Source organism: Bacillus cereus group sp. BfR-BA-01356, from assembly GCF_022663635.1.
In the GTDB taxonomy this organism is placed as follows: Bacteria; Bacillota; Bacilli; order Bacillales; family Bacillaceae_G; genus Bacillus_A; species Bacillus_A cereus.
Genome location: NZ_JAKUFX010000032.1, coordinates 19634 through 46431, shown reverse-complemented (window position 1 = coordinate 46431; position 26798 = coordinate 19634). Strand labels below are relative to the sequence as shown.

Below are 26798 nucleotides of genomic sequence, written 5' to 3'. Positions count from 1 at the left end.
CTCACCATTCTTATAAACACGCACAAACAAATCTGGAATAGTATCCTTACCTCGCTGATTTATATATAAACGAATGCATTTCTGCACCCGGTGATTGTAATATAATCTAAATTTCTTACCACGTTTTCCTCGTACCACATTTGTATAATATTGTTCTGTCAGTCCTTCTTTTTGAACTTGGTAAACTTCATTTTTTCTCGCTGCACTAAAATATGATAGTGCTAAATACGTAGCTAACATATATCTTTCCTTTGCTATTAACTCATCGATTAACCACTCAATTTGTTCTTCAGCTATAAAAGTTATTTCTTTAACTGGATTCTTAGGTAAACCACGAACCCGTGAACCTACATTAAATTCATAATCATAGTCGTCATCATCCGCACAAAATTCTAATGCTGATCTTAAGGCACTCATTAATCCATTTACACGAGCATTAGACATTCCCATCTCTTGAAAGATAATAGATAAATTCCGAATATCTTTACGTGTTAAATCAATAAGCTTCTTATTTTCGAAGTGTTCATGTATCAGAAACAGAATAATTCGTAAATCCCAATTGTATTGCTGTAAAGTGCTGGCCGCTTTTCCTTGTGCTTTCTTTTCAATGAGAAAATCTTTGACTAAATTTTTATTTTCTTGGCTAACATGCTTTTCATGAATTGCTTGGTCTACTATTCGTTTCACACTAATCATCTCCTCAAAATAAAAAGAGCAGCGATATCGCCCCTCTTGATCTATGATTTGAATTTATTCAAAGCCGTAATTTATACAAAATAAACAGCTTATGGCTGCTTTGGTTCCTCATTTATTAATTGTTGTACTAATACCTTTAATTCATAAATTTCAGCTTTCATTGAAACTTTCTCAAGTTTTTCTGCTTCAAGTTGTTCTTTAAGAGTGTCAACTTCCTGCTTCAACATACCGTGGTCAAATTGAAGATTTTTAACTTCAAAGTCAACTTCTTGTATTGCTTGAATAGAAATTGAAACCGAGCTATAAAGTGTTACAGCGTCTTTCTGTGGTGTGGTGAATACATCGTCAGAGTCCTCCGCAATCATACCGTAATTAATTGGAAGTATAATAGACTCCCCTGACTCGAAGCGTTCAACATCTCTTATAAAGTGATACTGTTTAATGTTTACAGAGTTGATTTTATCTAAAGCAGAGAATGGAAGGTCTTCTATGTCCGTTTTAAGCTTACGAGAAGAATTAGGGATAAATTCTTGCGCCCACATACGCCCTGTAGCGCTAATATTCTCTTGCGCTCGTAATGTTCTTAATTCTATATCTTTCCATCCCTTACCCATCATATCTTTAATCTGCAAGCCATTGTTATAACCTTGTACAAAACTTGACCTTATCATTGCATTACCCATAATTAAATCATGATCGGTGGCGCCGTTTACGAAATGTATTTTATAGTCACTGCCTTTTCTTTTGAAAGTAAACTGCCCAGCGTTATTTGTAAAAATATGTGGTTCAGTTGTAGTTACAGAGAAGTAACCATATCCTGGAGCCCATCCTTCAGATTCAAAAATAATATTATTCAAGTTTTGAAAACGAAATTGTCCATCTGAATATACGCTCAGATGTCCACCGTCATTCTGCATTTGAATATAATTTGACCAAATATTAGTTCCTTCTGCATTTTCTCCTTTAGAAACCCCAAATTTTGCATACGCTTTAGAAGGTTGATCAACTCCATTAATTCGCGGCATGACTTGATAAATATAAAATGATCCTGTACCAGCGTATTTTCTATTATCAGAACCAAGGACTAATGAAGGTTGAATACTTCCATCATTTGTCTCCATAAATCCTATATAACCACGTGGCTTATCTAAATCGAAAATCTTCATGTCTTGTTTATTTATTTCAACAAATCTGTTTCCACTCGTTTTAAGTGTTACTCCTTCTAAAACTTTTCCTTTGATATGATTTGCTGTAATAAAACCTACTAAGTTAATTCTGTTCGCATTCAAAGTAATGTTTTCTTTACTCATATTGAATGCGGCGATTACATCATTTTCTTTTACAGATATACTAACGCCTTTTTCAGTTAACTGAAGACGGGTTTCCATATCTCTTACATAAGATGATGTGGCAAATTGCCCATTTGCTTGCTCTTTTGTATATACCTCTGTCTTTTTGGCTGAAGCATTTATACCCTGTTCATTGATAATAAAGCGGTTATCAATCAAAGTCATTTTTTGATTAAATTGCTCAGTTGCAAGTTTGTTAGCTAATTCGCCCAACAAATCTTGTTTATTTTTATCAACTGTTTGCTTCAACTCAGGTATCTTAAATCCAGCAACATAATCCTCTACTTGTTTAAGTTCAACTTTTGCTCCAATTGCTGTTGCTTGTTGTTCGAGTTTTGTATTTGCATCAGTAAGCTTTTTCCCTTGATCTGATACTACATTATTTAAATCGCTCACTGTGGAAGATAATCCAGTTGCTGTTTGTTCTACTGTAGTCATGCGTTTTTCGAATCCGGCTTGGCTATCCTGCACCTTAGTTACAGTAGATTTTACACCATCCACACTTTGCTCTAATTCATATGTTGATTTGCTGAAGTCTGTTGGAACAGATCCTTTTTCGAGTTTAGCTTTCTTGAAACGGAACCTTTTCCCTTTAGATGCTTCATTTCTAGCAAAACGAATTCTAAATCCCCAACCAGTAGCACGAACATCGATTTTAAACGTCCATGACTCACGACGCCAGTCTTTAGCTGGCACAGGCTTTTGTACTGACTCACTCCACGATCCGTTGATGTATTGGAATAAAATAAAATCTAAAAGCACATCATTTTGAATGTCTAAAGATATTGTTATATCTTTCCCTTTTTCAAAGTCTCCTATCTTAGTGTTATCTAGATGGAATTGATAAAAGGCGTCTGTATGATCTTGACATTCAATCGCTACGTATTCGCCAGGCTGAACAAATGATGTAACTTTATTCAATACCGCGCCACCGATCATCCCGATTGTTTGAGGTCTTTCGTTTGGACCTGTATTAATTAGCCAGTTTTCAACGCCTATAGTACGAGCCTCAACCTGTTCTAACTTTGTCGAGATTTTCCCAGCTTCTGCTTTAATTTCAGTTGTAACTTTGATAAATTCGTTACTGTCTGCCTGGTCTTCAGGGGCAGGTCTCCACGGATAAACTTTTTTAGTTAGGGATAGCATAGGTGAAGTTTGTTGGTATAAAGCACCTTTAGGTATTGATTCAGCTTCGAATCTATATACAACATTTGAATCAGTGGCATCAGAGCCGACTGGAATTGTTACCGAAACCCTTTTCCATTCTCCATTAACTGTTGTTTTACCAGCACTATTAGGAAAGAATACTTGTGTAGATTCCCCACCTATCATTCTAGCTGTTACAGAAAATGTTACAGTATCACCAATTTTTATTTTCCCTTGCTTAATTAATTCACTGGGTTTAACGGCTATACCTTGCCATTCTGTATCTGTTTGCGCGATAGCATTTCCATTGTACGTGTCTTTGATGACAGATAGGCGCCCACCTTTCAAAGATAACTCTTCGTTAGTAGTTGTTAAAGTCTTAGTTCCTCTTACAAGGTTGATAACATCACCATCAAGGTTATTTACATTCTTTTCGATTCGTTCGATGGTTTGCTTTGTTCCATTTGCATCTTCTTCAACTTTATTTAACTTTTGAACTGTTTGTGATGACGTTTTGTTGATTTGTTCAATGGAACTGGAAATACCATTAATGTTTTGTTCTGTTTTTACTACACGGTCTGTAATACCGTTTTGATCTTTTTTGATATCGGATACAGTATTTTTTAACCCTTCAACGCCTTTTGTAGTCTCAACGATCGTTTTGTTCATATCTTCTTGAGTACCTTGTATACTTGTGATAGTTTCTTTAGTTGCCTCGTCACTTTCTTCAAGCGCCTTAGTTACCTGACTGACTCTTTCTTGTTCTCCTTTAACAGCATTGAAATCTTTTTGTAGATTGTCCGCTTTCGTTTCAGCTTCTTTAACCCTAGCATCTAACTTTTCCGCACTAGCATTAATCTCTTTTGTCACCTGTTCCAAGGTTTCTTTCTTAACTGATTCAACATCAGGTACAACCGACTCCCAAACGGTACCTGTCCATATTTTTAAAATACCAGGCTTTCCATTGCTAATATCACGCCAAAGTGTTTTATAAGGTTTAAGTCCTGTTGTCGGTGGATTCTTAGCTTCAATGATGTCTACCGTGTTATTTTTAAGATTCTCTTGAACCTTTTCAGCCAGTGTTTTCGCTGCTTCGGATTCTTTCTTAGCATTACTAGCTGTTTCATTTGCATCTTTCACTAATTCATCTAACTGATTTATCAGTTCTTGTTTACTACCTAGTGAACTAAGAATACGATTATATATCTTTCGTAGTTCTTCATTTGGATCCGTAATTTCGCGATAATCACCAAATACATATTTATCTTGTGTAGGATCTGTAAAAGATTCATCACCAGCAATTACACGTGCTTCCAGGTATAACTTAGGCGTGAACCCTGTATCTTTGATTCGGATTGTGTCACCCTCGTTAATTAATTCATGTGCTAGTCCGAAAATACGTCCAATAGATTGTGCCTCTACTTCATAAAAAACGGAAGTATTAACGCGTTTTCGTAATTCTGTTTTCATGAGAGTCATAAGCCGCTCTGGAGTCATATCTTGGTCTGATGTTTCTGGTGTATAGAAACCAAATTTATGTTTTCCTCGCTGATTCCATCGCTGAAATGCATCATTATCGACGATGTAAGGTAGTCCCTTATTTATGCTCTCAACCGTGATAAGTTTGTCACCTTCACCTCGTACAAAACCAACAAGTGCTGTGCAAATATCCCTGGAATGTTCAATCCGCCTAACGCCTACTAAGTCTTTTCCCAGGGTTACTTCCTTCCCTGTTTCTCTCCCTCGTTTATTTATCATATCGACGTACCATCCAGTAATTTGAGAACCAGATACTTCAACACGATATTGTATTTCCAACTCAAACAAAGCCGCAATTTTCTTTAAAAAAGTGAGGGGATCGATGAATTCATCAATAGTCATCGTGTGGAATGAAGAATAATCCGTTATTCCACGTTGCCATTTTGAATCGGCAAGAGCGATATCAATAAACGTATTAACTGTTTCGCTCTCTATACGTTGAGGTTTAATAATCCCATCTTTGGCAATTTGAACCCAGGCACCAGAAGAGTGTACAGTTAATGATCTATCCTTTGAATCTTTTTCTACTTCATTATTAATAACATACGGAACAATTCGGCCATCACGTACTTCCTTTAAAACCAAGTTCTGCTGCTGTAATGTAACTGCATGTGGAGTGCCGTCAAAAGTTTTGAAATCAAATGTATCAATGTTACTTTTGATTTCCCAATGACGGTTATCAGCCCAGTAGTCCTTTGGTTGAATAGCTGATATAATTTGATCTGTTTTAAAATCAACAACATGAAGTAATCCGCTTGGTGTTCTCATCTAAAACGCTCCCTATATGTAACCTTTGCCGTGCCAATATCAGAAGGCATGATTTCTAATGTATTATTCCCTTTATTAATGACAGGGAAATTACTGAAAAACTCTTTAATATTAATCGCGTTCTTCCCTTCAATTGTTACATGACTATTTTCTGTATCAATTACAACTTTATCACCAACATCAACTATATAAGGCGGTGTATTTGAAGTATTTAAATTTACTTTCCAAAATTTCAAATCAGAAACTGTCATCGCTTCTACTGGTGGAACATCTTGCCACTGCATAATGCTAATCTGAATTTGTGCTGCTTTTTCCATATGCTTATTGTCTTTATCAATCCATCGTGCAAAGCGCTCTGAATCATCTTTTTCTGTTCCGGGAAGGAATTTCGAAATATACGCTTCCCATACATTTCCGGTCCTAGCTATCCACACTCGTCCAAAATACTGATTCCATGTATTCGGGTAATCGCCACTCTCATAGATCAAACCTATTTTGCCAGGCTTATTATCGTATCCAATAACCATCGTTCCGAAATTTTGTTCGGCTTGCCAATAGAGATCGTTCATAGCGATTTTTGAAAGTACCTTACTATTTTCATCGAGTATTGCTATCTCAACTCGTCCCATTTCATTAATTTTCTTGCTCTTACAAGTAACGTAAGCTTGCATGATAAAATCTTCTACTGGGCCACCAGGGATACTTTTTTTGACAGCGGCGCCATGCCATCCTTTACCTGTTCCTGTACCAAAATCAGAACAATAAAATTGATATTTATCTGATTTCATTTCGCCGACTGGCTCACCATCTTCCATTGAGCTGACTTTACTCCATCCAACAGTAGTAGCCATTTCATCCCATACGATACGTTGATTCCTTTCTACAGGCTTTTCCACAGTTTTTAGTGGCATCCCGATACGAAAATAATCTCGATCGCTTAAAGATACCCCACCAAACCACACATCTAAAAAAGTGTTTGGCTTCGTAATTTCAATCTCAACAATAGGATTAGAATGAACAGTTCCTTTGTTTTGAACATTTGCTATTAACCCACGTCCATCCATTTCAAATTCTACCGTTTTAGTAGGACCTAACTTATATGGCATTTCACAAACAAAAGTAAGGACTCCTTCTCCTAAATTCACTAATTGCTGTGGGTCAAAAGATTCATCAATCACAGCCAAATACGTGCGATCTTTTTCATCATCAAAGATCAGTTCCTGAGGTTGGTCTGTAATAAGCCAATTAGCTATTTCTTCCTTTAACTTTTCTGCCTCTTCCATAGATTCATAAAATAATGAAACTGGTACAATTATTTTTCTCATTTTTGTCTGTGTTCTTATCAAACGTCCACCTGGATAGTGAGGAACTTCCAAAAATGTACGTTCCAAAGGAGCCCATGCAGGGCGTTTTTTACCCTGCAATGGGATTACATTCGGATTTCTTTTCCCGTTAAAACTAAAGAAACTAATTCCAGTCATATCATCACCTACCTAAAATACTCTCAATCTTTCTTTCTCGCTTTCTTGAAACTTGCTAACATCTGAGTAGATTTCTTTCGCTATTTCTCTGCCGTTCAAATTAACTTGCAAGATAGTTGGGCCTTGTGATGCATATTGTTGCGCTCCAGCTTGTTGAGTTAATGGTAGCGACCCCATTATTCCATTAGCAATTGCATCAAAGGTTTGTTTGCGCAGGGGTAAAACCGTTTCGTCATATCCTCGCGCATCCCCAACCCCGATTAACGTAGGGTTACCAGGTTTAATTAAAGCGCCGTTCGCAGCCCACTTAACACTGAAAGATGGTAAACCTTCACTTGCCCAATTAACAGGATTTAGTGATCCATTTACACTAATCTTTGGAACAGGAATGTGAATACCACTAAACATATTTGCTACGCCGTTTTTAATTTTATCAATCCATCCCATAATCCCATTCCAAGCTTCTTTAATAGGATTAATCAGTTTGTCTTTAATTTTCATAGCAGCTTCGCCTATATCAATTGCCATGCGAACTACAGAGGCAATCGGTTCCTTGATAAACGTCTTGAAATATCCAACGACAGTAGACCACATTCCCTTAATTGCTGATCCGAAGGACATCGCCAATCCTTTCGCTGCTCCTAAAATCTTAGTTACAAATGATAAATTAATAAGCCCCCAAATTAATTGGATAGCTCCACTGAAAATTTGTTTCGCTGCATCCCACATACCGCGGAAATCACCTGTCAATAGTGCAGCAAAAAATTTAATAATACCCATGATGATATTTACTCCGCCTTGGATAATATCTTTAATAGCGTCCCATGCACTTTTTACAATCATCATGACAACTGGCATTACAACAGAAATAATAGATTGAATGATCGAAAATGCATTTTTTACAGCTTGAACAATTTGATCTCCGTTTTCTTTCCAAAACGAAGTGATTTGAGATATAATCCCGTTTACAAACGACATTACGTCTGTCAGTAAAGGCATTAAATAAGGAGCGAATGTATTGAATACACCTTTAATAAATTCCCAAGTAGCTCCGATTATTCCCATAATTACAGGAGCTGCTGCGGAAATTAAAGATTGTATATTCGCTATGAAATTACTAATTTGTAACTGAACATCTTGAACAAACATTTGTATATCAGCTATTTTCTCAGGTGAGAATCCTAATTTTTCTAGGAGATTATAAGCCGAACCCCAATCACCAGCAACAAGACCTTTTATGGTTTCTATACCAAATCTTACAGCTTCAGTGATACTCTGTATTGTTTGAATCGCATTAGCAGAGAAACCTAATTTAGTAAGAATATCGTAACCTTCCACCATGGCATTCCTGTCTCCGGCTGCAGCTTGCCACATAGCTTTTAATGCTTCAGATATTCTTCCTACATTTTCTATATAAGAATCTAAAGGAATGATAGATTGAATGAACATATCTATACCGTTTACAGCATCTATCGCACCTTGAAGAATCGCATATAAGGCAGGGGCAATAATGGTGAATATAGTAATACCTAAACCTTCTAATTTAGATTTAAATTCATCCCATTTACCAGAAAGGTTGTTTGACATTGTATCTGCCATTTTCTTAGCGGCACCATCGGCATGAACAAGTCCATCTGTCATCCTCCCTAACTCTTCACCGCCAACTTTCATTAATGCGGCCCAGTTTTTAAATGCTTCTGCGCCAAATAGTGTCGATAATGTCGCTGCTTTCTGTTGATTCGTCATACCTGCTGTTTTCTGTTCTAATTCACTAACAAGTTGGGGTAATGGTTTAATTTTCCCTTGTGAATCAAAGAATTCTAAATTCAATTCACCCATAACTTTCTTCATCTCTTTTGTTGGCTTCGCTAAGCGGTTTAATGAAGTTCCCCACGCTTGCCCTGCAACAGAACCTTGTAATCCAGCATTCGCCATTGCCATCATTGCAGCAGATGTTTCTTCCATCGTAAAACCAACAGTTGAGGCTGAACCAGCAGCATACTTCATCGCTTCACCCATTTGTTCTACATTTGTATTAGAGCTAGAAGCAGCTTTTGCTAACACATCAGCAGAATGAGTCGCTTGATCAGCTTTTAATCCAAATCCCGACATGATATTTGATGTAATATCAGCAGCTAATCCTAAATCTAATTGACCAGCTGCGGCTAATGACAGCATGCCCGGCATAGCTTCCATGATTTCGTTCGTTTTAAAACCCGCCATACCAAGGTATTGCATGCCTTCAGCCGCTTGTGATGCACTGAATTTCGTTTCCGAACCCATCTTCTTAGCAAGTTCAGACATTTTTTTCATGTCCTGACCAGATGCACCTGTTACAGCTTGTACAGCCGACATTGTCTTTTCAAAACCTGCACCAGCCGATACAATCCCCGCTAAAGCAGCACCAGCTCCTACCGCTATTCCCGCCATACCGCCAATAGCTAAAGCAGAAGAACCAACAGCAGCTCCCATAACTCCAGCTGCTTGTCCCATTCGGCTAAAACCTCTATTTAAAACGCCGGTCGTACGCTGACCTTGCTGTTCTGCTTGGTTCAATCCCCTTCGTAATTCATCATCACGTAAGAATATTGAACCGAACATACGAAATAATTCCATTTATTCACCCGCCTTTCCGCGGATTTTCGCAACTCGAGCAAACACTTCTTCTTTTGTGAGTTTCTTTTTCTGTGATGGTTCTATTAAGTTGTTATACTTTTTAACTTGTTCACTCGTTGGATTCATACGTTTATGTTTGAAAGTTGGAAACGCATCCTCACAATACGGTTGTAAAGCGCACCATTCTTCCCATAAAAGGCGATCAATCTCTTTTTCTTTCGCCTTTTTAAACATTTCCATGCCTATGGATATTGGAAGGTTCATAACGTACTCCAAATCTCCATATCTACTTGCAAACGTGTCGTAGAATTCTATTTCGTCAACCCAACGAGTTTCGAAAAAACTGGTTTAAAACTTGTATCAACGTTTTTGAATTCCATTACGATGTCATATAACTCGCTTAAATCTAAATCTTTAATTACATCTACATCGATACTGGATAGATCAGCCAATAGTTGATATACTTCTTCTTCCGCTTCGCCTAATCCAGCAAACACTTCTATAAATAAATTGATACCTAACGCCTTTTGCTGTAGACCTAAGTTTTTTAACTCATCTAGCATCTTGAAGTCAGGTTTTATATCCATTTTCTTTACAATGCGTGATAAACGAGGGATGTCTCTTGTTTTGATACCTCGCACTACGTATTCTTGACCTTTAATTTTGACTGCCATATCGATTCCTCCTTAAAATAAAAAGAGCAGGGATTGCCCCTACTCCTTAACCTTCTGGTATTAATTTTGCTGCTTCTGTCGCTGTTAAAATACGTTTTTTCCATGGTACTTTTCGAATGTTTTCTGGATCACGATGTCCAGTGAATGTTACTTCTGGAACAACTTCACTTTCATTTTCAAATCCTAATTCTAATGAACCGTCAGATAATGCGTTATATACGATAATTTCAACGATATCACCACCTAAGGTTTCGCCAACCCATGCTACATTTTTCAAATAGCTATCTTTAGTTAGACGTTCTGTCGCTTCAATTACATCGTATTTGATAGTTTTTCCATCTTTCGTAACAGTCTCTTCTGATACTTTCAATCCAGCAATAAAGTTTTTAATTTTATCTTTATCAAGGAATTCAAGCGTTTTAAAACTGATTTGAGTTTTTGATTTTGTAATACGTTTCATCCCCATAGTGTCACCAGGAGAACCATCATACTCAATTTCTTTAAATTCTGGTTCATACTTAAAGGAACCACCACCTTGCGTAGCACCTACTGGTAATTCATCAGTTTCTCCGTAATTAAAGAAGAATGCCCCCCAATCTCCGAAGAGGACATTCTCTGGTTTTGGTTGTGGAGCTGCCATACAATCAACCCTTTCTATTGTTTAAAATAAGTTCGTAAAACGAACCGCACTTCTTTGCGTCTTATATTTGGATCTGGATCAGGTACTTTCTGACTCGAAAGATAAGAAATAGCAGCGCCAAATTCAGCGCTGCTTAATCTCTTTCTATGAAGGTTGTTTTCTAAGTCTGTAATTAGTTGATCAATCTTTGCTATATGAGCAGAAGTACCATAAATATCAATTGTAAGCATGATATTCTTTCTTCCCCACGGTTCTTTATCATCACCAACCGCATATACCAAATACGGCATAACGGCTTTAGTAGTTGCATTTTCATAGTATGTTTCTTTATGAATCTGTTTTAATTCACTGTGTACTATATTTATAAAATCATTCATGCTATCTACCTCATTAATGACGAATATGTTCGTGTGCCAACTTGTGTAATTTGTGGTTTGTTATTCTCCGCTGCTGGTCTAAGGTAAGGTTGTGCGTGTTGCCCTTGCGTTTTAACCATCTTCCCACTTTTTGGGTCACGGTACATCCATGGAGTTTTCCTCCCGTCACCATCAACCGCATAGATTCCTGTACCTTTCTCAACGTAAATTCCGTAATCAGAAGATGTACCAATAACAACCTTTTCTTGTTCTGCTTTAGAACTAATACTTCGTCTTAAATTTCCAGTATCTACAGCAGCGAGTAATTTAGCTTTAGATGATACAAACTGACCAATAGCGGTATGAGCCGCTTTCTTAGCTGCCATATGTTTAACCATCACTTGAGCTCTATTGGACCTAAACTGCATGCTCATAAGGTAACATCTCCAATTCTATTTGTAGGAATCTTCCTGCATTCATTGGATCACCAGGATAAGTGACACTGTATACCCTCTTATCAATAACTAATCTATCTTGAATTGTTACATCAAATGGGAAGCAGTAAAAGAAATGCGTACTCTTCTCTTCTACCTTCTTATTACGAGCGTCCTTTGTTCCTTGTATAGCATCTAGTACACCTTTAACAGTGTTAATTTGTTCCCATTCTTCTTTTGGATATGGTCCATCATCAGAAGCAGAATTACGAAGTACTGAAGCATCTTTGCCAAACTTACGAATCATCGATTGAATCATAAGACACGCATCCTCACTTTCAGTCCTTTCGTAACACTTGCAGGATAATCTCCAACATCGTCATAAGTAACAGAGTAATTTCCTAATGATTCACTTTTCTTCCCTTCTCTTTCATGCTCCTTATACTGATGAACCACCATTTTAGCGATGATACCAGGATAAGCAGGAGGGAATTCAGGAATAGTTCTATTGGTGTACTCAGCAACCATCAACATTGTATCTTCAATGTCTATTAATAAATTCTCAGGGCTTATATTAGGCAGTTTAGTTTGTACACGTTTCAGAATTTCTGCTTTCATATCCATTTACTCACTCGACTTTGCAGGGGTTTGTCTTTTCTTTTTAACCACTTCTTGTTTTGGTTCGTCTACTTCTTCATATATAGGATCATTCTTGCAACGTTTTACATGATCTGCATCCGTCACTTCCCAAGTAACCCCTGTATTTGTATTTAAAAACCAAGGCATACTATCTCTCCTTTCAAAAGAAAAGAGGAAAGGCTTAAGCCTCTCCTCCTGCTGGTGGTGTAGTTGGTGCGATTGTTGCTGTAAGTACCGCTAATGACTCTTGACGTAGTACGCCAGCACCATAAACCATAAGGCCACGAACCCCATCTGCAAATGAATTTTGAAGACGTTGTGCTTCCGTTTCATTTAATTGTTTACCGTGACCAATTGCTGATTTGTGAAGTCCAAGAATTTTGTATTTACCAGATGTATTTGGCGTTTCTTCTGACACGACTATTTGAGACCCATTGATAACTTGTCCTTCAACAACACCATTCTCTAAGATGACAGGTTGTTTAGTGAAACGGTCGTCTTTAGATAGTAATCCAAGTACTTGAGAATTGATGATTGTAAAACGCTCAGTTTTAGGCACTTTTTTCATATTTAACTTTGTATTAAGGTCAACAATGTAGTCGTATGCATTCTTAGGTGATAATTCAATTGGAGCAGAGTCAGTTCCGATTATGTTGTCTTTATGAGCACCTGTATAAAGACCTAACACAAAAGTATCTACTGTTTCTTGAAGTACTGAACCAGCTTCTTGTGTATGCGGGTCAATTAAATCCCCAGCAGCTTGTGCAGCATCTACATCATCTACCTTGAAAGCAAAGTATTTCTTTTGGTCCATGTTAATTTCTACTTTAGAAGGGTTTGTATCATCCCATTCAACTGAACCGGAATAGTCTTTTACATTTACAGCTCCAACACGGTTAAAGATAATTTTGTTACCTTCGATTTTTGTTGGTTTTGTTGTGATTAAATCAGCGATAGAACGCTTGTGGAAGTTCGCCATTAAGCGCGCTTCCCAAATTGTTGGAATAAAAGTTACTACTGACATATATTAGTTCCTCCTTAGTTTGTCCAGGTACGCATGTCCTTTTGAATCTGCGTCCAGTTTTCATTAATTTCAGATTGACTCATTGATGCTACTTGTTGGCGTGTGAATACAGCACCAGTACCACCACTAGCATGAATTTCGCGCCCAGCTGCTTTAAATTTCTCAGCTACTTTAGCTTCTAATGAAGTATTGAATAACTCATTAAGCTTCGCTACACGCCCTTTTGTATCATCTGCATCAGCACCAATAACAAAGTCTACAAATTTGAGATCTAATCCTACTTCGGATAGCGCCTCAGTTGCAGCCCATTGCATTTCTTTTTGGTGTAATACCTTTTCTCGTTCATCGTTTTGCTCCTGGAGTTGCTTCATTTCATATTCCGCTTTTTCTTGAGCGGTCATAGAAGCAGTACGGAAGCTTTCTAACTCTTTTTTAGTAGCGTTCAATTCTTTCGTATATCTGGTACGTACTTTGTCTTCTGCTGATTGAACCATTTTCTCGATAAATGCTTTTGTCGCTTCATCTAACTGTGGTTCTTTTGTATCATCAACAGGTGGTGTTTGCTCATCTGGTGGTGTATCATCTGCAGGTGGCGTAGGATCAGAAAAGAATTGCAGATTTGATAAACGTAACGGTAATTTCGTTACTTCCTTTTCTTTGAAAAACTGCAACTGCTTATGTTTTTGTAAAATATTCATCATTTTTCCTCCTTTGAGTTCCTATGAATACGCCCTATTTAGTTCGTAATCTATAAGCCCTCAAGTGTTTTGTTTTTATCAATTTATAAATTATCGTTTTCGACTGTTCCTCCGGTTGAAAATACTTGTATAGATTGAATTTCATCAACACAAATAAACAGGTGACCGACATTAATAAAGGATTCTGTTATTAAAGAATTTGACAAACAAGAAAAATACTGTTCTCTATTTAGCTTTATCATGTTTTCTTCTACTTCTAGGTATTTACCATCTTTTAGAGCAATGAATACTTTGAAACTGTTCATTCTAAACCATCCTTCCATTCTTCATAACTAACTGCTGTAATAACTTCATTTCTGCCTGTTGTTGGATTCCTAGCCCTTCTCTCGATGAATGGACTAACATCCGCTACTTCAGTAATGAATGTACAGCGGCAACGCACAACTTCTTTAGCAGGTAAATTACTGTCATGTGGATATTCACAGCTATAACCACCAACTTTAAATAATCCTTTAAACGGTACTTTCTGATGATCTGCTGCTTGATGAGTAGGACGTGTACGTTTATCTAATGTAGAAATCCAAATTTTCTCCATTGATACGCCTTCATCGAAAGCTTGAGATGCACTGTCATAAGTACCTAAGTTTTGCACCCTCGCACTTTCTGTCCATGCAACCATTTGTGCTTTCTTTGCATCACCATCTAGAATCGGCTTAATACGATTAGCCATTACCGCATATCCTTCACCTTTTCTAAGGCCAATGGATAATTCTTTACGTATTCGGCTAATTATCTGCACTCGATGCGCACTTAACCTTTGATTGAGTGTCATTTTATCGATTGGCATTTGTACCGCACGTTTAATAACGTTCGGGTCCAGAAGACCATACGAAAGAGCTACACCAACTTCTTGCTCTATAAGGTAACTTGTATAATAAAAAGACTCCCCATATTGTGCGGAGAGCTTTTCGTTGAGAGTTTTCTTTTTCTCATATGTTATTTCATTAATAACTTGTTGTAGCTCACTTTGCAGGTTCTTATATCGATTGAATCGACGCATTTCCTGCATGCTCAACTGTTCATTCACTGCATATTTCGCATAATAAAAAGCCAGTATTCCTCTGACTTCTTCCAAAGCATCTTTATACAGGTAGAGAATCGCCTTTTCCAGCTCGTCCTCTATCTTTTGAAGGTGTTTCTGCTTCTTGTCCCATTCCAATATCTTCACCGCCTTCATTTACAGCGTCAAGATCGATAGAATCCGCTTCTTCTTCCTTCATCTTTTGTAATTCTGCTTTTGGATCATGAATAGCAGAGAATAAAGATAAACGAGTTTCTTCGCTGATTAAACCTTGTAGTTTCGCCTGCACTTCTGCTTCATCTGCTAAATTAACAGGAATATTTCGTGTGAACTGGAATGTCATGCAAAGATAGTCTAATTCTTCTTTATTCGAACGTAAATTCCATGCATCAAATAGTAACTTAAATTGTTGACGCAATGACTTAGTAAACTTAACTTCTAATGTGCCAGATTTCGTTTCTAACGCTAGTAATTTGTAGCGAATAGCAACACCAGTGAGGTTACCTCCGAATGATTCATCAGAAAGATTGACGTGCTTTGTGAAGCGGCATATATTCTTTTCTAATCTGTCGAGATGGTGTTCCAATATGTTGTCATTAAGGTCCTTAGTTAAAAAATTAGCCTCGCCATTCTCGCCTACATCCAGAGCTCCAGTTTGTTTTAATTTCTCAATGGTATCATCATCTATATCGACACCTTTGAAAATCATATAAGCCAAACGAAACTGCTCAATCTCACTATTTACATCAGAGATAGCTCTATCATATCCCTCGATAAGAGAAATAGCTTTATCTACATCACCTTGTAATTCCTCATTATTAGGGAATCCAATGAGCGGTACACCTTTGTATAAATTAGTGATTCGATTCGTTTCTTTCAACTTATCTAAATCTTCACCTGTGTACTCAATGATTTGCGTATCATTGTAAAATTCCACTTTATATCCATCTTTAAAGTCATCACCGTCAATTACTTTGATGGGATAGCAGCGGATGGCGTATTTAGGCTCTGCAATGCTTGAATTCGTAAGGAAGATAGCTTCATAAGGTTTTATATTCATAACCTTTTCTTCACCATCTTTATCATGATACAAAAGCCTTGCCCCGTAACCACAAATAGAAGCAAACTTTCCTGTCTCTGCATCAGCATCTTCAGTATGATTCGCTTTTAAAAAGTCCTGAATACGTTTCAATACTTCATCATCTTCATGATCTAAGCTGTATGAGATAGGCAACCCGAACATATAACCGATTTTTGTATCGATAATTTCAGAAAAGAAATCATTATTTAACTTATTGTTCACCTTATCTTTATTACCATCACCTTTAAACTCACGAGTAAAGATAGGTACACCTTTTTCGCTTGCTTTGTATCGCTCGTACCTGTTAATCATGCGTTGTTTTAATGGTTCAAACTCATCAATAATCTTTTTGAGCAGCTTTGGTGTAGGTTCTCCATTTTGTTCATCCAGTAACGGAATGTAGTGTTCAAACATCGTCTCACCTCCTTAATAGATTGACTTAACAGCTTTCGCTTTGTTGTTACTTACAACAACTGTATTTACAAAATAACGATCACCATCCATCTGGTGGTCATTTTCTTTATTCGGTTTATCTTCACCACGAGCTGTAGCTTTTTCATCCCAAGTATAAGAAGCGTATTCACGAAATGTTTCTTTGCAGCAGTCGTTATATTTTATTTTCTCTTCATTTAGTAGTCTCGCTACATTACGTATACCATCTATAACTTCATTCTTAGCTTTAATAACTTTGAAACGATTCTTCTTTAATAAAGCGATAAATGAAGCTGCTGAAGGGTCAACTATAATCCCACGAATAGAAATATCTCCAACAAATTCTTTTAGATCATCCAGATACTCATCATCTGTCTTTTGTCGCGAGTTCTTACGACCGTCATAATGATACTCTTTTGTTTTGTACCATATGCCATCACATAAGCCCCATAATCCATATGTCATAGGGTTTTGTGTACCATAGTCACAAGATACATAATACTTCTCATATTCTCTTTCTAGTGTTTCTACAACATGCTTTTCTTTATTAAACATGTCATATACAATACCTTCTGCAAGCACCCACAGTCCTAAAATGAATCGTTGGAAGAAAACTCCGCTATACATGCGATAATATCTTTGCTTCACTTTTTCAGATAAAGAAAGATTATCGTCCATTGTAAAATGAATATGTAGCAGGTTCTTATCTTCCTTGTTATCTATCCATTCAAGTTTAAACCAATGATAAGGGCCCGCTGGGTTGCAGTTAAACCAATACTTCGAACCATCAATAGAACAACGTCCTGTTGCTTGGTTTACAAAGCTCTGCGGCATAAGAGCAACTTCATCAAAAAACATACCAGCTAATGTAATACCTTGGATAAGTTCTTGTGATGATTCATCCTTACCACCGAATATATAAAAATGATTTGTGCGGCCATCTTTGCTAATGGTAAGCATGTTATCCGATAAGTGATCTTTCACTTTATATTTACGTGATTTCAACATTTTCTTTAATGGAGTAATAACGTTACGTCGCAGGGATCCAATCGTTTTACCTGCCATGCCTAAGTTTTCTCCATTAAATGTTTCTGTTCCCCACATAACATAAGAAAGAGCCATCGATACAGTTTTGCCCGCACGAATAGAACCATCGCATATAATGCCGTCATGGTCCTTCACAGGTGAATCTTTTCTCCACCAAGTAAGCACTTGTAATTGTTTCTTAGAGAATGGTCTGAATTTAAAAGGAGCAGGTTTAAGTTTCATCTTCCCACACCTCTGCTGTTTTACCTTCTAACGCATCGATAAATCCATCATCTTCATACTCCTCACCTTCATCACCTTTAATGCGAGAAGTATCTGCTTTAATTTTATCAATTTGAGCTTTTTGCACTTCCATCTGCATTTTGTGGCGTTCCTCTTCGATTTTCCGTTTGAAGTTGTCAGGTACCAAATCAAAGTATTGTGATAGTTTGTCCAGTGCTTTCATCTTGTCAGCAAGCTTAACTGATACACCGTCTTTCCCTTGTTTAACTTCGGTAATAATAGAACCATCTACCAAATCTGCCTCTTGTAAATCAACGAAGTTCATCATTCTAGTGAATTGATTTCCTTCATCATCTTGAAACTCAACTTCTCTTTGACCAAATGTCACATAGTTAGTAATATCAGCAAAAGCAATCTTAATATACTCTTTCAACACATCCATTGCTTCTACAAATACATTCTCGACTAACTCACCTTTAAGTTCTTTTATATAAGAGGAAACGCGTTCACGCCTTAATAATCGGCTAGCTTGTACATGAGCACCATCTTTGGAGTAACCAGCCTTTAACGCAGCTTGTGTACCATTGAAGTATTTCACGAAATATAAACAAAAGAGCCGTTCCTTTTCGGTCAGCTCTTCATCTTCTAAAATCTCTTTTAATTTTTCTTTCGTTTTGGGATTTTTAACATTAGTAACGCTCCTTTTCGCAATAGTAACGTTACCATTCATTTGTTCATCCCATTTGTCTTGTGATTTCCACTTTCTGATTTGCGAAGGTTTGAGATTTAACTCTGCTGCAATATCAACTAATGGCTTCTCACCTTTACTCGCTTTATATATTTCAAATGCTTTATCTCTGTCTGGGCTACGTTGTCTAGCCATAACCACCACCTCGCGGTAATCCCTAATTTATTTTACAAAAGATTCAAATTACTCTTTTACAAATATGTCCAAGTTGTTATAATAGAATTAACATTGCCATCAGGAAAAGTAATTCGTCCCCAATACGAGTTACTTTTCCTTTTTTTATGGCTACTTTTCCAAGAATTCATCCAATGTTTTACCTAACAAGCTGATCATCGCTTCTCGCTTTTGCTTTGGTGTTGTATTATCTTGCATTTCATTAAAAATAGGAAGTACACTTTCTAATTTCTTTTTATCAATGCGTTCATTTACAACGTCCTGTCCTAACATTGAAATGAATGTACCAATTACAACAGCTTGTTCTTGTTTATCTAGTTTCATTTATCTCACTCCCTTTAATTACGCCACATTTGATTGAATCGGCTGTATGTTCAACTATAGATTCCGCTACAACTCTTCCATCTAATGAAACTCCAACTTTACAATCCATAGAAATAGATTTACTATCGTTAATCTTCTTAATTATTTCAGATTGTTTATTTGTCAATTGAACATGAGTTATATCCGCTTTCGTTGCTAATCCCTTTTCTAACATACTAACCTTTTCACCTAATGCTTCTACCGTCGCTGAAACATGAAGTAATGTTTGTTTTAAACCATCATTATCTCTTTGTAAATCGTTAACGCTTTTTTCTAAATTAGCAATTATTTTTGTTATAGACTCCATCCTTCATCCTCCTCCAAAATAAAAAGCACCTATTCCAGTGCTAACATTTCTTTCTCGTATTCTTCCATTAAGTAGAGCAATACACAATAACAATGTCCGCCTACAAGCTTATGAGCGAAGGAAGCTTTCTCTGGTTTGCTTAGTTTCCTCATCACATCGTAAATATCTGCCTTTACTTGCGAGTAAGAAGCGTCGTCTTTTCGTTTATAAAACATTTTAGTTATTATAATTCGGAAATCACACATAACCATTTCGTCATCTATTCCAGAACTGATAATTACCTTTTCTATATCCCGCCCGACTTCATCCATGTTGATATTAAAGTGCATGCATAATGCTCCGAGATATTTAAAAAGTGATTCTCTGAAGTGTTCACTTCCAACTTTAACTAGCATTTTCTTCAAAGCTTCACCAGCTATTTCACCTTGAGTTCGTTTTATTTGTTCCATACTCACACCACCTCACACGAAATAAAAAACAACGGATTTGCTACTTAAGATGTTTTTCGTGTATCCTATTAATTAAATCTTCATATTTCATTTCTTTATATTCATCGAATGGTATCGAGAATGATCCCGATAAGAACGAACCCTCTTTGGTTAAATCAAATTGAATTCTTACTGTCTTTGGTTTTGAGCATTGTTCGATATCTCCTAATCTTGTTATGTCAACGTATTCAAAAGTAACTTTAATTTCAACCTTCAAAAAAATCACCTCAAAGGATCTTATTTTAAAAATCCCATAACAAAACTTGTTGTATGCATGGGAAATGAAATAATATTCATAATTAGTTTACATAATTATTCCTATAGGAAGTTGTAGGTTTGGGAAATCGTTGATAACACTGGATTTCCTAACTATCAAAAATTATCAAATATACACGTTTTTATACATTGGCTTAAAAACGCCATTTCCAGCGCCTGATCACCGTTATTTCCTGCATAAACTTCATCTTGTTAACTATCTCTATTTTTACTCAGTATCAGGAGCAGTTTTATCGAAACAAGTAACTAATCTTCTTGGCTCGCTTTTTGTATCGATATGCACACCAGGGACATAAGTTAGTGCTTCTGCAACAGAATAACTTCCATCCGGATTCTTTTGTTGTGTTGTTACTTGCATTACGCAGCCACCAATCACATTACATACTTTTGTAGACTTCATCCATCCTTGTTCTTGAGAACTTGCTTTGCAAAGTAGAGCGAATGTATCCCCATCCCCGTATACTTGCAAGTCAGAGATATTCTTTTTAGCTCCACGTACTTCTGAAATATTTAAGTCTTTTTCTTTCATTATTATTTCCTCCTCTTTTTTCATTCGTTGTGTTCGTTTGTTTTGTAACATGCAACACGTTTGCGCTTATCTTTCCTTAACAACAAACAAGACGCCACCCAGATCACGGAAGCGCCTACGATAATTGCTATTGGTTTAATCAAAAATGTCTCGTTCGAACAGTACCAGCTGAGATTATTCCTCCACTCGCTAAACCAGAAAACTTATTTGTTAATCTCTCCAAGGGGTACGGCAACGATTCCTTCTTTTTGGAGCCACTTACAAAACTAAAATAAGAATCTGTACCAAAAAGATTTTTTTGGTACAGATTCTTATGTAGAAATATTAGTTTTTATTATTAATATAAAATGTCCATTTTGTTCAAATCTACGTTTAATGTGTAATTTCTATATAACAAAGAAAAAAGCACCCGTTATGGATGCCTTCTCTTAAATATCTTCTTCAATTGCTCCAGCAGAAATACAAACCGAATTGTATTTGCCGTCTGCAGGTATTAATATTTTGTCTACTTTAGCCATCCCAGGAATCACTTTATCTGATTTTTTAGCAGCAATGATATATTGAACTAATACATCAGCATCTTTATTAGGGATTTCTTGTAGATGTTTTATTAACTCGCTTACTTTCATACAATCCCCTCCTCTCCCACTCTATCTATTCGACAGAAAAGAAGAATATCCTACAAAATAAAAGAAGCCATCAACGAAATGACGGCTCTTTTACGGCTTATAAAAATATTAAAGGGGATGGGAGAAATTCACGTTCGAACATAGGGGATATGTCTATGTGAATCGAATGTCAAGATCACTCTTAACATTCTCTCAGCCACTGCATTTCCGTATTCTTAGCTACGCGCTTTACGTTCAGTGACTGAAAGAAGACTAAGAATAGTCCTCTCTCTGAATAGGAATGGTCAATACTTCGGCTGTCGCATGGCCTTCGCTGACCGCTATCGAATTATAAAGGATTTATATCAAGACGCTTGCACTTCTTCCGACGCCTTTTTTTAATAGGTGGCAGGATTTTTATTCCTTACTACATGAGAATCACCTCCATAATTAAATGATTTGTAACAATGAGATTCGCAACATCCCATCGCACATTGTGTATTGAAAAAAACGTTCCTATAGAATCTATATACGAGCAAACACCGGGTCACCCAAAACAGATACCACCGGAACAGGTCTCGGTAACCTTTCATATATAGGGGGCATTTGTACCACAAATTTCGACATTTTTCGCAGAAAAAAATTAAAGCATGCAGAAAATACTTTCATTTAATCTTTTTCCAATCTTCTTATCTGCTCTTTCTAAATGATTTTGAATAGTAGTTTTTTTCACTCCTAAATAATTAGATATTTTTTCCATTGTTAAACCATGACCTCTAGACATTACATATATTTCCTTTTCTCTATTTGTTAAAGTTGATAATGCATCTTCTAACTGCATACGGTCCCATTCAGAGATAACACTTTCTTTTGCTGCTGTATCCCATTCATATACTGGCATTACAGTACTACGCACATATCTTTGCATTAATAATGGGTCGCATGGTTTCTCACGTTCATACGCCGCCCTACGTTCAATCCCTCTTTTTTTCCCTGGCTGTTTAGCAGTACGCATCCATTCTAGAGCGTAATTAATATCACTAATCATTCCATTGATAATACTTATATCCTTTTCTGTTGCACCTACCTTAGAATTTTCTAATTCTTTTCTTGTCTCTATATACTGCTGCATTAATTTTTTCATCAGCCAGGTTCCTCCTTTTATATAAAAAGAGGACGCTGAATTGTATATAGGAAATGAATTTTTCCTATATACAATCAACGTCCTCTGAATGCGGACTAATACTTTTATTTTTTTATTTATTATTTTAATACGGTATGTGAAATTTTAAATTAACCCTCTTTTTTTCAGCTGCTCCGCTACTCTTTTCCCCTCTGCCATACCAAAGAATTTAGCTATAGATGTGTATGTCATTCCATCCTCTCTCATAGCTGCAGCTTTCACACAAATTCTATCCCATTCTTCTTTCGTCTTCCTTTTTCGCTTTTGCGCTTCTTCTTTGCCACCTAGAAATACACCTAGTTTTATTATTTCTTTCCCTATAGTGCAATTTGAACTACAATGATCCAATTGCTGATACCGATACTCACAATTTTTACAATGCTTATCCTGTTTATTTAGAATTTGGATACGCGCCTCTTTAGCATTCATATCTTCACCTTCTATTAATTTAACTAATACTTGGCCATTCTAATTTATCAACATAATACAGGTAATCTACTGGTGCACGGTTTGTTTGTTCTACTATATATGCACGTTCCTCAAATGCTTTTCTTGGAATGGATTTACGGCCACCATCATATAGCATAGCTTCATAATATTCTGCTACTAATGAAATAGGGACGAAATAAATAATATGATCTGTTCTGAATTCTATTAAGAAGAAACATATCGCTCCATGTTCTAAAGTGTCCTTTAAATAATCGATTTGATGTCTGCTTATTTTGTCTAATGGAAAATTAGTAGTTTCCTTTGTAGACTTAGCTTCGAAATATACTGCTCTTCCCTTATATACACCGTCGTAATCTACTGTAGATTTACTGCTCCAAGCACTTTTGAGAATATTACCTTTCTTATCTGTTTTTATAACTTTTATCGGCGTAGGACGTTTATTGAATACTCCTACATTCGCTGACTTATACATTCGACACGTATTGTTTAACAGCAATTCAAAAGCCATTCCTCTATTTCCGTAACCCATGCTGTTCCCTCTCTTTCCACTAAATAACTCCACGTTTTTTAAATATATTTATCCATGCTGCATCCACTCTTTGTTTTTCGAATTGTTTAACTCGACGTTGAATATATTTTCTGATTTTTTGCTTCTTACGATTAGCCATTCTTTTAACCTCACTTTCTATATTTATCAATTATTTCTCTAAATAACGGATTAAATTTGAACATTCCTACACAACAAAATGCCGCTACAACTATTGAGGATGCTCTTACTTCTTGACCTGTTATAATATTGAGCGTAATCATGGCTAATAAGCCCGCCGTTGTTGCAATCTGAAATGCATATATCTTATCCATGTATTCACCTCACTTTCTATTAAAAGGATTATTTTGTTGCGTTTTAAATACTTTCATTGTCACTCCTGCGACGACGTTTTCATATGTTATTGTATGGCTTCTTCCTTGCAGGAGCGAGCTTATTCATTTTATTCCTTAAAAACCTCTTGCAAGTCCATGCAATATGCACTTCCGGGAAAGAGCACTGTTCGAAGGTGCTCTTTTTATTTTTTGCAAATCTGAATATCCTTTCATACATAGCACATACTATACATGGGCGATAAGCCGGAACTCAAATAATCCTCCCTTGTATTTCTTCACTTCTTTTTAATAGCAGTTAGCTTTTTGCTAACTGCTTTTTTAGTACAAGCACCCATTTACCAATAGATGAATAGACTATTTCGAACCTTACTTTTCGACTCATTTAATTGTTCATGACTCACAAACATAACATAATAAATGACGTCATCTTATAAAACGGGCACTCTGGCACAAGTGCTCGTTTTATTTTGTTGATTTTCTACAAAATGAAACTTTTATAAATTATTTCTCAACAATTAACACATAGAAATCTCAATCCATTTTTGGTAATATACAGTTAATCTCTATATGCTTAGTATATATGCCTAGCTTCATTAAAAGGACCCACCCCCTCAACGTGGGTCCTTCTTTTTAAATTTTCCCACTAATTAACATTTATTAATATATCTCCATAAGTCATCAATCTTTTCATTTTGTATATCCAGCATTTCCTTATAAATGTCTAAACGTTTTTCTAAGTGTTTTAAATCCATCTTTGTACAAACAATTTGGCCCAGTACAATGAAGATAACTATCAAAAAAACTAGTTCCATCCCCTACACCTCACTTCCACCCAAATGAACGATTTGGTTTAATTATTTAAAACCTGTCCAATCGCAAACAATATAATCAAGAGAATAATCATCAATCCTTCAATAGTGGATTTCATTTTTTCTTCTCCAATCAAAATAAAGATTTTGTTTAGTTTTCTAGTAGCTCTGGATTGTCATAAATATTTTTATCAAATGCATCCAGTCTGTTTACGTAGAAATCATTCAAAGGTATTTCCCAACTAGAAGGCTCCGTTGATTTATCTATCGGATCTAAATACCAACCATATGCTCTATCGATAATTTTGCATGTTTCATGACACCTAACTGGAAATTCTCCTTTTTTTACAATGTAAAATCCATCACTGTCACCTTCGAAAATTTCCTTGCTATGTTTATCTTTCAAACCTGTATATTGTCCTACCGATTTTTTATCTACAACATAACCAAGTAATTGATTTGAAATTAAATTTTGAGGAACAATATAGTGTAATCCCACTCCTGTTTTAGCATAGCTTCCATACATCCAATTCCCTTCACATTTACCTCTAAATTTAGTTTCTTCCATCGCCCATTCTCTCCTTCGTTTTAAAATAAGAATTTTGTTTAGTTTTCTAGACTATCCCTAAGTTGTTTAATCCATTTATTTCGTAAGTTTACACGCTCAAGTTCCTTTTCGTGTTCTTCACGGTGATATTTAATGTTTTTTTCGCACATTGCAATTTTTCTTTCAAGCCATTCTTCAGGACTCAATTTAACTACCGAATCCGGATCACAAAACTTTAAATTACAATCCCATTGAATACTTTCTTCTAGCTGTTTTATAGCGAATTCTTTTAACTCTTTATGTTCAGAAGAAGGAATACTCCAAGCTTTTACTTCATTCAATGTTTTCTCATACCTGGCTTTCATCTCTAATGCTCTTTTTCGTTGTTCATGAGCATTACTGACACTTAATAAGTAGTCGTTCTCAGCTTGTTTTTCCGCTTCTTCTAATGACATATTTCTATAATTTTTTAACTGTTCTTCATCTTGCTTGATGCTTTCTAAATGATAAGAAGTTGGTTTGAGTTCATCTGGTATTGGCGTGTTTAACGGCTCGTCCCTCATTTGAACTAACGCACCAAATGCTCGTGCACATTTCAGAACAAAGTCCTTACCAGAAACCTCTTGACCTTCATAAATATCACTTGTATAACCTGTAGGCATTCTACATCTCTCCCTTTCTATTCAAATAACGCTTTGGTTGTATTCGATAAACTTGCACCTTAGATAAAATAATTTTTCCGAAGTATTTTTTGGACAGTTTTACCAGGTCTGTTATCAGAAATTTCATGTTATTATAAATGTGTTGGATAAACTTCCATTCATTCAACAAATGCCCCGATACGCATATTCCATATGCATATCACGATAAGATACCTTAGCTATGATTCTCTTGCCATAGTTAGGGTATCTTTTCATTTTCTATAAAATTCAAATTTGGTCTGACTTTAAGCTCAGGTTCAACTCGAACTTACCTTTTTCCATTCAACTAAAATGTCGAGACCTCTCCCGAAATGAATTCTTTCCCAACTGGATTTTTCTCTCGCCCTTCTCATACATTCCATTAGCGATAAAGGCGGTTTAGTAATCGCATCTTCTTTGTTCCATCCACCTTTTCTATATCTATAAAGTGCAGTTTGATATTGAATCCCGTTTGAAGTAGCTATTCTTAACTCTTCATCCGTAAATACTCGTTTGTGCGCTTGTGCTGTCCTTCCTTTTTGAAAAATCTGTTCCTTCTCCATAACTGGCCTTGTAGCAGCATCAAATGGTTCCAAACCTCTCTTCACTCGATGATAGTACGTTTGGTAACCAACCCCATGTTTTTTCGCAACTTCTTTCCATCTTGACCATTGACTATCCTTATGCGTTAACGGCTCTGTAATTGCTTTTTCTTTATCCCACATGGAAACACGAACTCTACCATTTAATGTACATCTACTAATCCCGTTCTTTTCTGCTCTTTTATATTCATCTGGCGTAATATAATAATCATATGGCGATTTCATAAAA

32 protein-coding genes are annotated in these 26798 nt (G+C 36.3%); all 32 read right to left on the bottom strand.

Annotation, left to right across the window (positions count from 1 at the left end; translation table 11 throughout):
* Nucleotides 1-687: site-specific integrase (locus MR168_RS13745; protein ID WP_242291387.1), on the bottom strand; the 687-nt coding region annotated here is incomplete at its 3' end.
* 98 nt (nt 688-785) lie between these two features.
* Nucleotides 786-5498, bottom strand: a complete 4713-nt coding sequence (locus MR168_RS13740) for a phage tail spike protein (RefSeq protein ID WP_242291386.1) — start codon at nt 5496-5498, stop codon at nt 786-788.
* Nucleotides 5495-6979 carry a distal tail protein Dit gene (locus MR168_RS13735; RefSeq protein WP_242291385.1) on the bottom strand — a complete coding sequence of 495 codons (1485 nt, stop codon included), beginning with the start codon at nt 6977-6979 and terminating at the stop codon, nt 5495-5497. Before MR168_RS13735 ends, MR168_RS13740 begins: the two co-directional genes overlap by 4 nt.
* Before the next feature lie 12 nt (nt 6980-6991).
* Entirely contained in the window at nt 6992-9595 is a 2604-nt protein-coding gene (locus MR168_RS13730; RefSeq protein WP_242291384.1) for a phage tail tape measure protein, read from the bottom strand.
* Nucleotides 9596-9859 (bottom strand): hypothetical protein, encoded by a 264-nt coding sequence (locus tag MR168_RS13725; protein WP_242291383.1) that lies wholly within the window; start codon nt 9857-9859, stop codon nt 9596-9598.
* A 47-nt stretch (nt 9860-9906) separates the two neighbouring features.
* The gene (locus MR168_RS13720; RefSeq protein ID WP_242291382.1) at nt 9907-10269 is read right to left on the bottom strand and encodes a hypothetical protein; all 363 of its coding nucleotides are present in this window, start codon (nt 10267-10269) and stop codon (nt 9907-9909) included.
* A gap of 46 nt (nt 10270-10315) precedes the next feature.
* The gene (locus MR168_RS13715) at nt 10316-10909 is read right to left on the bottom strand and encodes a hypothetical protein (RefSeq protein ID WP_086389637.1); all 594 of its coding nucleotides are present in this window, start codon (nt 10907-10909) and stop codon (nt 10316-10318) included.
* Between the two features lie 14 nt (nt 10910-10923).
* Complete coding sequence (locus MR168_RS13710) at nt 10924-11286, bottom strand: gp17 family tail completion protein (RefSeq protein ID WP_242291381.1); 363 nt, start codon at nt 11284-11286, stop codon at nt 10924-10926.
* 5 nt (nt 11287-11291) lie between these two features.
* Nucleotides 11292-11699 carry an HK97-gp10 family putative phage morphogenesis protein gene (locus MR168_RS13705; protein ID WP_242291380.1) on the bottom strand — a complete coding sequence of 136 codons (408 nt, stop codon included), beginning with the start codon at nt 11697-11699 and terminating at the stop codon, nt 11292-11294.
* Nucleotides 11683-12018, bottom strand: a complete 336-nt coding sequence (locus MR168_RS13700) for a head-tail adaptor protein (RefSeq protein ID WP_242291379.1) — start codon at nt 12016-12018, stop codon at nt 11683-11685. Before MR168_RS13700 ends, MR168_RS13705 begins: the two co-directional genes overlap by 17 nt.
* A complete protein-coding gene (locus tag MR168_RS13695; protein ID WP_242291378.1) occupies nt 12015-12323 on the bottom strand; it encodes a head-tail connector protein in 309 nt (102 codons plus the stop codon). Before MR168_RS13695 ends, MR168_RS13700 begins: the two co-directional genes overlap by 4 nt.
* On the bottom strand, nt 12324-12485 hold the full coding sequence (locus MR168_RS13690; RefSeq protein WP_001145765.1) for a hypothetical protein: 162 nt from the start codon (nt 12483-12485) through the stop codon (nt 12324-12326).
* Nucleotides 12486-12519: 34 nt separating this feature from the next.
* Nucleotides 12520-13362, bottom strand: coding sequence for a phage major capsid protein (locus MR168_RS13685; protein ID WP_024086059.1), 843 nt, complete (start codon nt 13360-13362; stop codon nt 12520-12522).
* Nucleotides 13363-13376: 14 nt separating this feature from the next.
* Nucleotides 13377-14060 (bottom strand): capsid assembly scaffolding protein Gp46 family protein, encoded by a 684-nt coding sequence (locus MR168_RS13680; protein WP_242291377.1) that lies wholly within the window; start codon nt 14058-14060, stop codon nt 13377-13379.
* An 83-nt stretch (nt 14061-14143) separates the two neighbouring features.
* Nucleotides 14144-14365 (bottom strand): hypothetical protein, encoded by a 222-nt coding sequence (locus MR168_RS13675; protein WP_001084010.1) that lies wholly within the window; start codon nt 14363-14365, stop codon nt 14144-14146.
* A complete protein-coding gene (locus tag MR168_RS13670; protein WP_242291389.1) occupies nt 14362-15129 on the bottom strand; it encodes a phage minor head protein in 768 nt (255 codons plus the stop codon). Before MR168_RS13670 ends, MR168_RS13675 begins: the two co-directional genes overlap by 4 nt.
* Before the next feature lie 73 nt (nt 15130-15202).
* Complete coding sequence (locus MR168_RS13665) at nt 15203-16636, bottom strand: phage portal protein (RefSeq protein ID WP_242291376.1); 1434 nt, start codon at nt 16634-16636, stop codon at nt 15203-15205.
* A gap of 12 nt (nt 16637-16648) precedes the next feature.
* Nucleotides 16649-17923 carry a PBSX family phage terminase large subunit gene (locus MR168_RS13660; protein WP_242291375.1) on the bottom strand — a complete coding sequence of 425 codons (1275 nt, stop codon included), beginning with the start codon at nt 17921-17923 and terminating at the stop codon, nt 16649-16651.
* Nucleotides 17913-18806 (bottom strand): terminase small subunit, encoded by an 894-nt coding sequence (locus tag MR168_RS13655; RefSeq protein WP_242291374.1) that lies wholly within the window; start codon nt 18804-18806, stop codon nt 17913-17915. The genes MR168_RS13660 and MR168_RS13655 overlap by 11 nt, the downstream gene beginning before the upstream one ends.
* Nucleotides 18807-18956: 150 nt before the next feature.
* Nucleotides 18957-19169, bottom strand: a complete 213-nt coding sequence (locus MR168_RS13650; protein ID WP_000762692.1) for a hypothetical protein — start codon at nt 19167-19169, stop codon at nt 18957-18959.
* The gene (locus MR168_RS13645) at nt 19156-19515 is read right to left on the bottom strand and encodes a hypothetical protein (protein WP_000443962.1); all 360 of its coding nucleotides are present in this window, start codon (nt 19513-19515) and stop codon (nt 19156-19158) included. Before MR168_RS13645 ends, MR168_RS13650 begins: the two co-directional genes overlap by 14 nt.
* A gap of 29 nt (nt 19516-19544) precedes the next feature.
* Nucleotides 19545-19964 carry a hypothetical protein gene (locus tag MR168_RS13640; RefSeq protein ID WP_000435079.1) on the bottom strand — a complete coding sequence of 140 codons (420 nt, stop codon included), beginning with the start codon at nt 19962-19964 and terminating at the stop codon, nt 19545-19547.
* 523 nt (nt 19965-20487) lie between these two features.
* Nucleotides 20488-20808, bottom strand: a complete 321-nt coding sequence (locus MR168_RS13635; RefSeq protein WP_242291373.1) for a hypothetical protein — start codon at nt 20806-20808, stop codon at nt 20488-20490.
* A 428-nt stretch (nt 20809-21236) separates the two neighbouring features.
* Nucleotides 21237-21437 (bottom strand): hypothetical protein, encoded by a 201-nt coding sequence (locus MR168_RS13630; protein WP_000868466.1) that lies wholly within the window; start codon nt 21435-21437, stop codon nt 21237-21239.
* 622 nt (nt 21438-22059) lie between these two features.
* A complete protein-coding gene (locus MR168_RS13625) occupies nt 22060-22560 on the bottom strand; it encodes a sigma-70 family RNA polymerase sigma factor (RefSeq protein WP_242291372.1) in 501 nt (166 codons plus the stop codon).
* Nucleotides 22561-22704: 144 nt separating this feature from the next.
* Nucleotides 22705-23028 carry a hypothetical protein gene (locus tag MR168_RS13620; protein ID WP_086395367.1) on the bottom strand — a complete coding sequence of 108 codons (324 nt, stop codon included), beginning with the start codon at nt 23026-23028 and terminating at the stop codon, nt 22705-22707.
* 19 nt (nt 23029-23047) lie between these two features.
* A complete protein-coding gene (locus MR168_RS13615) occupies nt 23048-23578 on the bottom strand; it encodes a Holliday junction resolvase RecU (protein WP_242291371.1) in 531 nt (176 codons plus the stop codon).
* Nucleotides 23579-23597: 19 nt separating this feature from the next.
* Nucleotides 23598-23717 carry a DUF3983 domain-containing protein gene (locus tag MR168_RS13610; RefSeq protein ID WP_179191707.1) on the bottom strand — a complete coding sequence of 40 codons (120 nt, stop codon included), beginning with the start codon at nt 23715-23717 and terminating at the stop codon, nt 23598-23600.
* 10 nt (nt 23718-23727) lie between these two features.
* Nucleotides 23728-23910: a hypothetical protein gene (locus tag MR168_RS13605; protein WP_242291370.1), complete on the bottom strand. Its 183-nt coding sequence runs from the start codon at nt 23908-23910 to the stop codon at nt 23728-23730.
* A 981-nt stretch (nt 23911-24891) separates the two neighbouring features.
* Nucleotides 24892-25308, bottom strand: coding sequence for a YopX family protein (locus MR168_RS13600; protein WP_228492124.1), 417 nt, complete (start codon nt 25306-25308; stop codon nt 24892-24894).
* A gap of 38 nt (nt 25309-25346) precedes the next feature.
* Entirely contained in the window at nt 25347-25949 is a 603-nt protein-coding gene (locus tag MR168_RS13595; RefSeq protein ID WP_060852462.1) for a hypothetical protein, read from the bottom strand.
* Between the two features lie 296 nt (nt 25950-26245).
* The gene (locus tag MR168_RS13590; protein ID WP_242291369.1) at nt 26246-26794 is read right to left on the bottom strand and encodes a hypothetical protein; all 549 of its coding nucleotides are present in this window, start codon (nt 26792-26794) and stop codon (nt 26246-26248) included.
* Nucleotides 26795-26798: the final 4 nt, after the last annotated feature.